Source organism: Bradyrhizobium sp. USDA 4461 (assembly GCF_054055655.1).
The window spans coordinates 6,063,670-6,076,113 of record NZ_JBSRXM010000001.1 but is presented as its reverse complement, the minus strand read 5'-3'; the positions used below and the strand labels follow the sequence as shown (position 1 = coordinate 6,076,113).

The window sequence follows — 12,444 nt, the reverse complement described above, 5'->3', positions numbered from 1 at the left end:
CCGGAAAGATCATGCTCAAACGAGGCACCGGTCTTCATTCTCGATGGCGTCGTCTGAAATCACCCTGGAGGCTGTAGCTGACATCGGCGCCATTCCGGCCGCCGAATGGGACGCCTGCGCCAATCCGAAGGCGGACACGGACAGCATCCACAACCTCGACACGCTGGCCTCGCCCGCCGTCACAGGCGATTGCCAGACCACCGCAGGTTCAAGCTATAACCCATTCGTTTCCCATGCCTTTTTTGCCGCCGCCGAGGCCTCCAATTCGGCCTGCCCGCGGACTGGCTGGGGACCGCGGCACCTTATCGCAAAGCTCGATGGCCGGATCGTCGGCGTGGTGCCCTGCTATCTGAAATCGCACTCGCAGGGCGAATACGTGTTCGACCGCGGCTGGGCCGAGGCCTATCACCGCGCCGGCGGCAGCTACTATCCGAAGCTGCAGGTTTCCGTCCCCTTCACGCCGGCGACCGGGCCGCGGCTCCTGATCCGCGACGGCGCCGACCGCGAGGTGATCGGCTCGGCGCTGGCGCGGGGCTTAAGGGCGCTTTGCAACGCCACCGAGGCCTCCTCCGTGCACGTCACCTTTGCCCGTGAGGATGAGGCCAGGTTCCTTGGCGCGCATGGCTTCCTGCAGCGGACTGACCAGCAGTTCCACTGGCATAATCGAGGCTACAAGACGTTCGACGACTTTCTCGGTTCGCTGAACTCGCGCCACCGCAAGGGCATCAAGCGCGAACGCCGCGAGGCGCTTGCCGCCGGGATCACGATCCACTGGCTGACCGGCTCTGATATCACCGAGGACGCCTGGGACGCGTTCTTCGAGTTCTACATGGAGACCGGCTCGCGCAAATGGGGCCGGCCGTATTTGACCCGGCAGTTCTTCTCGCTGATCGGCGAGAGCATGGCGCGTGACGTGCTGCTGGTGATGGCCAAGCGCAACGGCCGCTGGATCGCAGGCGCGATCAATTTCATCGGCTCCGACACGCTGTTCGGCCGCAACTGGGGTGCGATCGAGCACCACCCGTTCCTGCACTTCGAGGTCTGCTACTATCAGGCGATCGATTTCGCGGTTCAGCGCGGGCTCAAGGTGGTCGAGGCCGGCGCCCAGGGCGAGCACAAGCTGGCGCGCGGCTACCTGCCACAGACCACGTACTCGGCGCATTTCATCGCCGACCCCGGGCTGCGCCGCGCGATTGCCGACTACCTCAAGCGCGAGCGCGATTATGTCGCCGAAGTCGGCCGCGAGCTCACCGAGGCCGGTCCGTTCCGGAAGACCGTCGACGACGACGCTTGACGTTTGGCTCGTGACCCGGACATTAGCCTTCTAATAAAAAATCGAGGAGCCGCCATGCCCGCCGCCTATGACAACAACAACCCCTTCGCAAAGATCCTGCGCGGCGAGTTTCCCTGCTATAAGGTCTACGAGAACGAGCACGTGCTCGCCTTCCTGGACATCATGCCGCGCTCGCCCGGACACACGCTTGTCATCCCGAAGGCGCCTGCCCGCAACATCCTCGATGTCACGCCCGACGACTACGCCCACGTCGCGCGCGCCGCGCACAAGATCGCCGCCGCCAGCATGAAGGCGTTCGAGGCCGACGGCATCACCGTGCAGCAGTTCAACGAGGCCGCCGGCGGCCAGGTCGTGTTCCATCTGCACATGCATGTGATGCCGCGCAAGGACGGCATAGCGCTGCTGCCGCCCGCGAGCGTCAGGGAGGACGGCAAGGTGCTGGAGGCGAATGCCGCGAAGCTGATTGCAGCGTTGAAATAGGTAGCCTCTCACCTCGTCATTCCGGGGCGCGCCTCTTGGCGCGAGCCCGGAATCCATTTCACCATGAAACGCGCGGCCTGATGGATTCCGGGTTCGATGCTTCGCATCGCCCCGGAATGACGAGGGAGAGATCCTACTCCGTCTCGAAATCGCCCGGCTGCGGTGGCGCCAGCGGGGTGAACTCGCAGCGGTCGGGCTTGACGTCGATCAGCGGCGTCTCGTCGAGGCAGTCGAGGCCACGCACCAGGATGACATTGCCCTCGACGCCGATCAGCTTGACGATCGAGGTCCCGATCGGGTTCGGCCGCACCGGCGAGCGCAGCGAGAAGGTGCCGCGGGTGTTGCCGTTGTTCTTCGGGCTTTGCAGCACGATGTCGCGGCGCGACTGGTGCAGCCAGTACAGCACTTCGAGATTTGAATAGAAATCGACGCCCTTGATCGCGGCGACCCAGGGCTCGAAGATCTCGAGCCGGCAAACCGGGCCGTCATGCCGCCCCTGCCGCGGCGTCGCCAGCCGCGAGGTCCAGGGCGTGCGGATGCGGCCGATGAAGACGAGCCCGGCGTCGCGCGCCGCCGGCATGTCGACGGCGAGCTCGCCCTGGCGCAATTCCATTTCACGTACCATGTGTCAGTCCAACGATATGTTCAGCGCCTTGACCACATCAGCCCACCGCGCGCGATCGGCGTTCACGAATTTGTCGATCTCGGCCTGGCTCTTCGCGCGCAGCGGCGGAAAACCGATCCTGACCAGCGAAGCGCGGAACGCCTCGTCGTTCAAGGCCCGGTCGAGGCTCGCCTTGATCTTGCCGGCGATCTCGTCAGGCACTTTCGACGGCGCAGCGATACCATACCAGACGCTGACCGCATAATCCGGATAGCCGCCCTCGGCGATCGTCGGCAGATCGGGCAGATCGGGGATGCGCTCGGTCGAGCTGACGCCGAGCGCGCGCAGCATGCCTGACTTGACCGGCGGCAGCGCGGTGCCGAGCGTGTCGAACATCAGCTGGATGTTGCCCGACAGCAAATCCTGCAGCGCGGGCCCCGCGCCCTTGTAGGGCACATGGGTCATCTCGACGCCGGCCATCTGCTTGAACATCTCGCCGGCGAGATGAACCGTGCCGCCGGTGCCGGCCGATCCGAAATTGAGTTTGCCGGGATTCTTCTTCGCGTAGGCGACGAACTCCGCGATCGTCTTCGCGGGCACCGACGGATTCACCTCCATGATCATCGGCGCGTCGGTGATGACGGACAGCAGACGAAAATCCCTTACCGGATCGTAGGGCAGCTTCTTGTACAGCAGCGGATTGAGCACGAAGATCGAGGCCGCGGTCACGAACAGCGTGTAGCCGTCGGGATCGGAGCGCGCCACCGCCTCGGCGCCGATCGCACCTTGCGCGCCAGCCTTGTTCTCGACCACGACCACCTGCTTGAGATCGCGCCCGAGATATTCGCCGACGATGCGGCCGAGCACGTCGGTCGGTCCGCCCGCGGCATAGGGCACCACGAGCTTGATCGGACGCGTCGGGTAATCGGCGGCACGCGCGGGTAGCGCCGTCGCCAGCAACGCTGTCAGAGCAACCATGAATAGCGATGATGCGCGCCGCTGCATGCCGTTTCCCCCCGTTGTTATCTTGTTGGAGACGAGAGTAACGGATATTGCGGTCGCCGCAATCAGCCGAGCCAGTATTTGCCTGACAGCATCACGATTTCGCCAGCGATCACGCCGGCGAAGATCGACTTCCGTGCCAGCATGAACACGATGAAGCCCGCCGCGACGGCACCGTAGCGCAGCCAGTCCGGCACACTGGCGAGCGCACCCGGCGGCTGCACCACGATCTGCGCGATGATGCCGGCGAGGATCGCGGTGGCGACCGCCCTCACCCAGACCAAGAGCTCGGAATTCTCATCGATGCCGCCGCCGAACCACAGGCCGAGCATGCGCCAGATCTGGTTGGGAATGACGCCTGCCACGAACAGGATCGCGAGCGCGTGCCAATCGCCGATGAAGGTGCTCATGCGCGCGCCCGCACGATGCCCGCGCGCGCCCGGTGCACGGCATAGGCAATGGTTCCCGCGACCACGCCGCTGACCAGGATGTCGACGCCGCTGTTGAGCAGCGCGGCCAAGGGAAACAGCAACAGCCCGAGCACCAGCGCGACGACGTCGGCGAGCTCGCGGCAGTTGCGTGCGGTGGAGAACAGGAAGGCGAGCGGCGTCAGCATCAGCATGCCGGCGGCGAGCAGCGGCGTCAGATTGGCTGCAAGCATGTAGCCGATCGTGTTGGCGACCAGGCAGACCGAAACCAGCCCGAGGCCGAGCCCGTGGATGAAGGCGATCCGCCGGTTGCGCGGCACCTGCGGCAGGAAGCGGTAGCATTCGACCCACAGCGTCACGGCAGTCAGATGCGCCACGAGAATGAGATGCCGCCGCTTGGTGCCCTCGGTGCGCATCAACGGCAACACCGAGACCACCATCGGAAACAGCCTGATCGCGCTGACGGTGACCGCAACAGCCGATTGCAGCACGGTAGCGCCGGACCCGAGCGTCGTGATCACGATGATCTGCGCAGGCCCCGCCCAGACGAACGCGGTGCTCGCCAGGGTCCAGCCCAGCGAGAAGCCGGAATCATGCGCCAGCGCGCCGATGCCGAGATAGGTCGCAAACAGCACCAGCGTCAGCACGGTCGCGCCGACCGATCGCGCGCCCCACAGGAAGGCGCGGAACGAGGTCTGCCATTGCGGAGAATCGAGCGGAGGAAGCGCCACGGGGAACCGGATGGTTTTGCAATCGCGGCGGCTTAGGGCTGATGAAGCTGAGGGTCAAGCAAGTGACGACACAGGTCCGGTATGCGACGTTGGCAGCCCCAACCGTCATTGCGAGGAGCGTAGCGACGAAGCAATCCATCTATCTATTCCGCGGAGGCATGGATTGCTTCGCTTCGCTCGCAATGACGCGGAGAGATCACGCCCGGTTCTTCAGCACGAAGCATGCGCCGCCCGCCATGCGGATGCGGTTGCACAGGCCGTCGGCTTCGGGGCGCGTGTCGGCGCCGATGCGCACCTGATAGAACGTCGCGCTGCCGCGGGTGCGCAGCCGCGAACCGAGCAGGCTCGGGTCCTGGTCGCCGATCACGCTCGACAGCCGCTTCATGGCGCGGGCATACATCGCGAGCGCCTTGTCGCGGCTGAAGCCGGCAGCGAGCTGCACGCCCCACACCTTGGCCGCCGACAGCGTGATGTGCTGTTCGAGACCCGCCACGAACGGGTTGGGCGCGCGCTTCAAGAGCGCCATCAGCTCGCGGCAGCTTTTGGTCGGCGGACGCTCCGGCATCTTGCCGTTGTTGCGGGCGGCAGCGGCCCAGTCGTCGACGCTCGAGCCGGTGATCGCGGAGACGTAGTTGCGCGTCTCCTGCGGCATGTATCCGGTGCCGGCAAGCCAGTCCTGAATCCGGCGCGGGCCGGCGTTGTAGGCCGCCGCCGCGAGGCCGAGATTGCCGAACTGGTTGCGCAGCTCGCTCAGGAATTCGGCAGACTTCGGCAACGCCTGAACGGGATTGAAGGGATCAAGAAGCCCGCGCTCGTTCGCCGTTCCCGGCATGAACTGCGCGATGCCCTGCGCGCGCTGGCCGCTCCGGGTCATCGGACCGACCGCGTCCGCCTGGAAGCGGCTCTCCTGCCAGATCACGCGCGCGAAGAATTCGAGCGGCAGATCGTTGGCCCGCGCCGCCGATTCGATCATCAGGCACATCGCCTCGCGGGTATCACTCTCGCGCGCGTCGTCCGCGGGCTTGTCGGTTGCCGCCGCAGGCTTCTCGGCGGGCGCCGCAGGCGCGTCTGCCGGAGGTGCCGCAGGCTTCTCGGCCGAGGGTGCGGCCTGCTCGCCCGGCGGTGGCGCAGGCTGCTCAGGCGCCGCCACGGGCTTCTCGGCAGGCTTGTCCGCAGGGGGCGCCGCCGGCTGCTCGGCGCCGGGTGGCGTTGCCGGGGCTGCGGCAGGCGCGTCGTCTGCGCCGGCGCCGGCCGGCGACACCAGCAACAGAAGCATGACCCATGCGGCGCAAAGACCTGTTCGCATCGCAAATCTGTTCCCGCGCAGCGCGGCTTGACACACGAAGCTCGTGGTCTAGCTATGGACTGAAATGATGGCGCGCAAATGGGAGCGCAAAATGGCCGCAGCCTCGGACGATCAGACCGGCTTTGCCCCCGACGACGACGCCCCGATCGGCTACATGAAGCGGACCCGCGATTATTACGCGGCGATCGGCTACACCACCCCCTACCGCTGGGCCCATTACACCTCCGCCCCGTTCCAGCCGCTCAAGAAGCCGCTGAACCAGTCCCGCGTCGCCCTCATCACGACGGCGGCGCCGTTCGATCCGGCCAAGGGCGACCAGGGTCCCGGCGCCAAATACAATGGCGGGGCCAAGTTCTATTCGGTCTATGACGGCGACACTTCGAAACAGCACGACTTAAGGATTTCGCATATCGCCTATGACCGCACCCACACCACGGCGACCGATAGCGGCACCTGGTTCCCGCTGGCGCAACTCAAGCGCCTCGCCGCGGCCGGCATGATCGGCGATGTCGCGCCGCGCTTCTTCGGCGCCCCGACCAACCGCAGCCATCGCGTCACGATCGAGACCGACGCGCCCGAAATCCTCAGGCGCTGCCGTGACGACAAGGTCGACGCCGCCGTGCTGGTGCCGAATTGCCCGGTCTGCCACCAGACCGTCAGCCTGGTGGCGCGGCATCTCGAAGCCAACGGCATCCCGACCGTCGTGATGGGCTGTGCCAAGGATATCGTCGAGCACGCCGCGGTGCCGCGTTTCCTGTTCTCCGACTTCCCGCTCGGCAATTCCGCCGGCAAGCCGCATGACGAGGCCTCGCAGGCCCTCACGCTGGAGCTGGCCCTGCGCGTGCTGGATTTGGCGCCCGGTCCGCAGACCACGGTGCAGTCGCCGCTGCGCTGGAGCGAGGATGCCTCCTGGAAGCGCGACTACAGCAACGCCGACGCGCTCAGCGCCGATGAACTGGCGCGCCTGCGCCGCGAGTTCGACGCGCAGAAGGAAATCGCCAAGGGCCTGCGCGTCGCCTAACGCGTGAGGCTCGGCGTTAAGCACAAGCGCTTACCCAACTCACGGTGTGTCATCGCCCGGCCTCGACCGGGCGATCCAGTATTCCAGGGACAGCCGCTTTCGATCGAGAAGCCGCAGCGTGGTCCCCCGGTCGAGCCGGGGGACGACAGCGGATGCAAACGCTTATGCTCACTGCACGGCCCCCAGCATCCCCGTCCGGTCGTGGCAGCCGAGATATTCGAAGAACTGCTCGTCGGCGGCAGCGACCGTGACCTCGTGATACAATCTGAGCTTTGCACTCGGTCCCAAGGTCGACAGATACTTCATCGCCGCGCCAAAAATCCTGACATGGGTCGGGTGCGATTCCGCCCAGCGCTCCAGTGCCGCGAGGCTCTTCCACCAGCTCTGGCCATAGGATTTTTCCGTCAGTAGTCCGTCCGCATCGACGACGCGCATATAGCGGTTGGCGTAGCAGCCGATCGGCCCGCCCTCGTCGCGCAGGAAATCCATGCCCTCGCGCAACACCGGCTCGACATCGTCGAGATACATCTTGCGTTCGGATGCTTCGGTGTCGCTCCAGTCCTGGCCGGAGCGGATCAGGCAGAGATTGTCATGCGCCACGACGCGAATCCGCGCGCCGTCGCGGATCAGGCGCGGCTCGCCGCCGGGCGACATCGCGTCGGTCTGCGACAGCGGGATGCGGTCGCGCATGCCGCCCCAATAGGCGTGCTCCTGCACCTCGCCGCTCATGCCGTCGGCAAGCACCGCGACGCCCTCGGGACGGCCGAGCGACGAGAACAGCGTCTCGTAGCGCGCAACATGCGGCCGCAGCACCTCGACGAAACGGCCGACGCCATCGCCGGCGCTGCCGCCGGTCCAGGCCTCGCGCGCGCCCGCGAACCAGGCGTCGAAACGCCCGGCATCGTCCCAATAGGCCACCGAGACGACATTGGTGAAGCCGGCCTGGTCGAGATATTGCGCGCGGTCCCAATGGGCCGGGCTGTTGTCGCCGGCAAAACGGTTTGCGATCTGCGCCAGCGCCTCGGCCACCGCGGCGGTCGGCTCGCCGCGAAACTGCACGCCGAAATAGGCCATGATGACGCCTGCGACCGCGGGCTTGTGGCGCGCGACGAAGGACGGATATGGCGGCGCGTAGTCGTCGGGCACGCGACGATGACGGGAGCGCGCCGTTTGCAAATGGGATGGAATTGCAGATTCCATGGCAGTCGCCTCCGGTTGGATGTCGGTCAGTTCGCGGCCGCGTCGACCTCCTCAAGACTGTCGAGCGGCAGCGCGAAATGCTCGACGCGCTTGGAGGGCTTCTTGTTCAAGAGCAGGCGCGTGACGTCGGGCCGCGAATAGTGTCCGGCCGGATCGGCGGCATTCTTGGCGATCCCGATCGCGCCGAGATCGATATCGGCGACCAGCAGGCCTTCCTGATCGGGCGGCAGCTTCTCGGCGATCGAGCTGCCGTCCGGCCCGTAGATCGCGGCGTGGCCGCCGCCGACATGCAGCAGCGCATGCTTGTCGTCGCGGTCGCACATCTCGTCGACCATCGCCTGCGAGACCGTGGCGCATGGCGCCAGCACGAAGCACGACCCTTCGACCGCATAGACCCGCGAGGCCGCGTTGTTGACCTCCCAGCCGAGCGCCGGCGCGAACGGATCGTACAGCGAGAAGCTCGGCCAGGCCGCGACATGGACCTGCTCGTTCTGGGCATACATGGCGTATTTCGACAACGGCTGTAGATGCTCCCAGCAGCACAGCGCGCCGAGCCGGCCGATGCCGGGGCGGTCATGCACCGCAAGGTCGCTGCCGTCGCCCTCGCCATAGACGGTGCGCTCGGCGTGGGTCGGCCGCAGCTTGCGCCGTTTTGCAATCGTCTCGCCGTCGGGTCCGATCAGCCATTGTGCAAGATAGAGGCTGCCGCCGTCGCGCTCGGACAGGCCGAGCACCGCGGTCATGCCGGCCTTCTTCACTGCGAGCCGCAGCTTCTCGGCCTGCGGACTGTCATAGCTCAGCGAATTATCGAAATAGCGCTGCACGAAGCCGCGCCCGATCGCCCAGGCCGGCGAATCCAGCCAGATGTACCAGGGATAGCCGGGGATGAACGCCTCGGGGAACGCGATCAGTTTCGCCCCCTTGGCGGCCGCCTCCTCGATCAACGCAATGCTCTTGGCGATGGAGGCGTCGAGATCGAGCCAGGCAGGTGCCGCCTGCACCACCGCAACGCGATATTTCGGATGTTCGATGCCCATGATGTCCTCCTCATGACCGGCCGCTCCGGCCGGTTCGGTCTTGATCGGCAAGCCGCTTCTGACATCATGCTGCCTCGGGATCGGGGACGCCGTTCGACCAGGACGGAAGGAAAATTCGACTGCGGAGGAGATTCCCCCGGCCGTCACCGGTACGAAGCTTGCTTTGCTTGCGTGGCCGGCGTTTGCACTCGTGAAGGGAGGAAATCATGCCGGCCCTGTTCACCACGGACAACGCGCCCACCCATCGGCGCCTCGCGCTCTGGCGGGACATCGTCTGCGACGTGTTCGTGCAGCTCGACTGCAAGTCCGATCTCGGCACCGCTTTCCACGGCGCCATCACCAGCGCGCAACTCGGCGCGGTGAAATGCTCGGTCGTGTCGTCGGGTCGGCAGCGGGTGCTGCGCACGCCGTCACGGATCGCGCGCACCAGCGAGGACTTCGTCCTGATCGCGCTCGGCCAGCGCGGCGCCGGCGCCGTGCTGCAGGACGGCCGCGAGACCGTGATCCAGCCTGGCGAGTTCGCGTTCTACGACACCACGCGGCCCTACGAGCTGCGCTTCAACGACGACTTCACGCAGACCATCTTCCAGGTGCCGCGGGCGATGCTGCACCGGCGCTTTGCCGGCACCCAGGGCCTCACGGCAACCACGTTCACGTCGGATCGCCCCGTACAGCGGCTCGCTTGGCAGTTCATCTCGGGGCTATCCGAGATCGCCGACCGACTCGATCCTGATAATGCGATCCGCCTCGCCGATCAGGCCGCCGACCTGCTCGCGATGGCGATGAGCGAGCGGCTCGGCGGCGCGGCGCTGCCGGCCTCGACCCATCGCTCCGCGCTGCTCTACCGGCTGAAGGCGCATGTGCTGGCGCACCTGCCGAACCCCGAGCTCGGACTCGCCGGGACCGCTGCCGCGCTTGGCATCTCGCCGCGCTATGTCAACAGCCTCTTGGCCGACGAGGACACCTCGTTCCAGCGCTTCGTGCTGGCGCAGCGGCTGGAGCGCTGCAAGCGCGACCTCGCCTCGCCGGCGCACGCGCATCGCCATATCGGCGAGATCGCATTCGCCTGGGGCTTTAACGATCTCTCGCATTTCGGCCGCGTGTTCCGCGAGCATTACGGCCTGTCGCCGCGCGACTGGCGACACAGCCGGCTGCCGAACTAAAGCGTTGTCGAGCGAGGCGGATACCGGCTCGCGTTAAGAAAACGCGTCAAAGGAAGAATCCGGTTCCAGAGGCCCTTCGGGTGTGCTTTGCGGCGCAAAATAGCCGGGAATCCAGACCTTCACGGATGCAAACAATTTACACTAACTGCAACGGTTTTCCGCGGCACCCTTCTTTTCGCGGGGGTCGACCGGTACAGTCCTGCCGTTAATTTAAGGAGGATTTCCCATGCAGGACCGGCGCCAGAGCGTTCGCGACAAGGTGTTTTACGGTGCGGTTGCGGAGATCAATGAGCGCGGCTCGACGATGGATTGCGTCGTCCGCAATATCAGCGAAGGCGGCGCCTGCGTTGAATTCGGTGATGCCGCGCGCCTGCCCGACGAGATGAATCTGAGCATCGCCCGCAAGGGGCGCTCGTTCCTGGCCCGCCTGATCTGGCGCCAGGCCAACAAGGTCGGCCTCGCCTTCCGGATCATGACCTCGGACACGCCGGTCAGCGATCTCGACGAGCGGGTCCGCCGTAGCGAGATCAAGAAGCGGCAGCTGCAGCGGCGCATCAAGGAACTGCTCGGCCAAGGCTGACGATCGAGGCTAACGATCAAGGCTGAGCCGCGGCTCGGCTCCAGCCCTCGTTTTCTGACGCAGCCGGCATCCGGCATTCGGGGTTGCAAAGGCACGGCCAATCCAGCATCCGGTAAGCCCGCCACGCCGGAACCGAGAGCCACTCCACGACATGTCGTCCGCGATCCCTGAGCATCCCGATGGGCTGCCGCAACCGCAGCGCAATTGGGCCATTCTCACGATCGCGCTCGGCCTCGTGATGGCCGTCGTCGACGGCTCGATCGCCAACGTCGCGCTGCCGACCATTGCCCGGGATCTCGATGCCAGCCCCGCGTTTGCGATCTGGATCGTCAACGGCTATCAGCTCGCGATCACGATCTCGCTGCTGCCGCTGGCCTCGCTCGGCGAGATCATCGGCTATCGCCGCGTCTATCTTGCCGGGCTGCTGCTGTTCACGCTGGCCTCGCTGTTCTGCGCGCTGGCGCATACGCTGCCGCTGCTCACCGTCGGCCGCATCCTGCAAGGGTTCGGCGCCGCCGGAATCCTCAGCGTCAACACCGCGCTGGTCCGCTTCATCTATCCGGGCTCCCTGCTCGGCCGCGGCATCGGCGTCAACGCGCTGGTGGTTGCGGTCTCGGCCGCGGTCGGCCCGACCATCGCTTCGTTCATCCTGGCGGTCGGGACTTGGCCTTATCTGTTCGCCATCAACGTCCCGCTCGGCCTCGTGACGCTGGCCTTGGGTTGGCGCTTCCTGCCGCTTACCAGGGCCGCCGTGCACGCCTTCGACTGGCAAAGCGCAGGGATGAGCGCGATCGCGTTCGGGTTCGGCATCAGCGCGATCGACAGCGCCGGCCATGGTGAGGCGCTGTATCTCTGCGCATTGGAGTTCGCGGTCGCTGTGGTCGCCTCGCATCTGCTGTACCGGCGGCAGCAGCACCTGCCCTCGCCGCTATTGCCGGTCGACCTGTTGCGGATCCCGATCTTCGCGCTCTCGATCGGCACCTCGATCGCCTCGTTCTGCGGCCAGATGCTGGCCTTCGTCGCGATGCCGTTCTATCTGGAAAATCATTTCGGATATTCTGCGGTGCAGATCGGGCTGTTGATCACGCCGTGGCCGATCGCGGTGGCGTTCGCCGCCCCGCTCGCCGGCTGGCTGGTCGAGCGCTATCCGGCCGGCCTGCTCGGCGGCATCGGCCTGCTGATTTTCGCGACCGGTCTGGGTTCGTTGGCACTGATGCCGGCCAACGCTGCGCCGATCGACGTGATCTGGCGCATGGCGCTTGCCGGCGCCGGCTTCGGCCTGTTCCAGACCCCGAACAACCGCACCATGATCGCCGCCGCGCCGCGCGAGCGCTCCGGCGGCGCCAGCGGCATGCTCGGCACCGCGCGCCTGCTCGGCCAGACCATCGGCGCCGCCCTTGTGGCGACGCTATTGGCGCGCTATCCGGCCGATGGCACGCGAATCTCGCTGATGGTCGGCGTCGGCTTTGCCGTCGCAGGCGCCGTGCTCAGCACGCTGCGGCTGTCCTCGGCCGGCAGCCGTGGTGCCGACCGGGTGCGGGTTCAGGAGGGGCAGCGGCTCAAGGGTGAGTGATGCCGCGCGGCGACGCTCCGCATCA

General features: G+C 66.3%; 13 protein-coding genes. 6 read left to right on the top strand and 7 right to left on the bottom strand.

Annotation, left to right across the window (positions count from 1 at the left end; translation table 11 throughout):
* Nucleotides 1-43 precede the first annotated feature (43 nt).
* Both ACVINW_RS28460 and ACVINW_RS28455 read left to right on the top strand, forming a co-directional pair.
* Complete coding sequence (locus tag ACVINW_RS28460; RefSeq protein ID WP_456754346.1) at nt 44-1,294, top strand: GNAT family N-acetyltransferase; 1,251 nt, start codon at nt 44-46, stop codon at nt 1,292-1,294.
* Nucleotides 1,295-1,348: 54 nt separating this feature from the next.
* Nucleotides 1,349-1,774, top strand: a complete 426-nt coding sequence (locus ACVINW_RS28455; protein ID WP_456754345.1) for an HIT family protein — start codon at nt 1,349-1,351, stop codon at nt 1,772-1,774.
* A gap of 133 nt (nt 1,775-1,907) precedes the next feature.
* On the opposite strand, the gene tsaA is transcribed toward ACVINW_RS28455, so the two are convergent.
* From tsaA to ACVINW_RS28430, 5 genes are all read right to left on the bottom strand, one after another.
* Nucleotides 1,908-2,399: a tRNA (N6-threonylcarbamoyladenosine(37)-N6)-methyltransferase TrmO gene (gene tsaA / locus ACVINW_RS28450; RefSeq protein WP_456754344.1), complete on the bottom strand. Its 492-nt coding sequence runs from the start codon at nt 2,397-2,399 to the stop codon at nt 1,908-1,910.
* Between the two features lie 3 nt (nt 2,400-2,402).
* The gene (locus ACVINW_RS28445) at nt 2,403-3,356 is read right to left on the bottom strand and encodes a Bug family tripartite tricarboxylate transporter substrate binding protein (protein ID WP_456754343.1); all 954 of its coding nucleotides are present in this window, start codon (nt 3,354-3,356) and stop codon (nt 2,403-2,405) included.
* An 89-nt stretch (nt 3,357-3,445) separates the two neighbouring features.
* On the bottom strand, nt 3,446-3,790 hold the full coding sequence (locus tag ACVINW_RS28440) for an AzlD domain-containing protein (RefSeq protein ID WP_456754342.1): 345 nt from the start codon (nt 3,788-3,790) through the stop codon (nt 3,446-3,448).
* Nucleotides 3,787-4,539 (bottom strand): AzlC family ABC transporter permease, encoded by a 753-nt coding sequence (locus tag ACVINW_RS28435; RefSeq protein ID WP_456754341.1) that lies wholly within the window; start codon nt 4,537-4,539, stop codon nt 3,787-3,789. The genes ACVINW_RS28440 and ACVINW_RS28435 overlap by 4 nt, the downstream gene beginning before the upstream one ends.
* A gap of 196 nt (nt 4,540-4,735) precedes the next feature.
* A complete protein-coding gene (locus ACVINW_RS28430; protein ID WP_456754340.1) occupies nt 4,736-5,815 on the bottom strand; it encodes a transglycosylase SLT domain-containing protein in 1,080 nt (359 codons plus the stop codon).
* 121 nt (nt 5,816-5,936) lie between these two features.
* Between ACVINW_RS28430 and ACVINW_RS28425 the strand changes: the two genes are divergently transcribed.
* Nucleotides 5,937-6,866, top strand: coding sequence for a glycine/sarcosine/betaine reductase selenoprotein B family protein (locus tag ACVINW_RS28425; protein WP_456754339.1), 930 nt, complete (start codon nt 5,937-5,939; stop codon nt 6,864-6,866).
* Nucleotides 6,867-7,034: 168 nt separating this feature from the next.
* Here ACVINW_RS28425 and ACVINW_RS28420 read toward each other — a convergent pair whose 3' ends face one another.
* Nucleotides 7,035-8,066, bottom strand: a complete 1,032-nt coding sequence (locus tag ACVINW_RS28420) for a phenylacetaldoxime dehydratase family protein (RefSeq protein WP_456754338.1) — start codon at nt 8,064-8,066, stop codon at nt 7,035-7,037.
* A 26-nt stretch (nt 8,067-8,092) separates the two neighbouring features.
* Nucleotides 8,093-9,103, bottom strand: coding sequence for a carbon-nitrogen hydrolase family protein (locus ACVINW_RS28415; RefSeq protein WP_456754337.1), 1,011 nt, complete (start codon nt 9,101-9,103; stop codon nt 8,093-8,095).
* Nucleotides 9,104-9,309: 206 nt separating this feature from the next.
* Between ACVINW_RS28415 and ACVINW_RS28410 the strand changes: the two genes are divergently transcribed.
* From ACVINW_RS28410 to ACVINW_RS28400, 3 genes are all read left to right on the top strand, one after another.
* Entirely contained in the window at nt 9,310-10,266 is a 957-nt protein-coding gene (locus ACVINW_RS28410; protein WP_456754336.1) for an AraC-like ligand-binding domain-containing protein, read from the top strand.
* A 226-nt stretch (nt 10,267-10,492) separates the two neighbouring features.
* Nucleotides 10,493-10,846: a PilZ domain-containing protein gene (locus tag ACVINW_RS28405; RefSeq protein WP_456754335.1), complete on the top strand. Its 354-nt coding sequence runs from the start codon at nt 10,493-10,495 to the stop codon at nt 10,844-10,846.
* 151 nt (nt 10,847-10,997) lie between these two features.
* Nucleotides 10,998-12,419 (top strand): MFS transporter, encoded by a 1,422-nt coding sequence (locus ACVINW_RS28400; RefSeq protein WP_456754334.1) that lies wholly within the window; start codon nt 10,998-11,000, stop codon nt 12,417-12,419.
* Nucleotides 12,420-12,444: the final 25 nt, after the last annotated feature.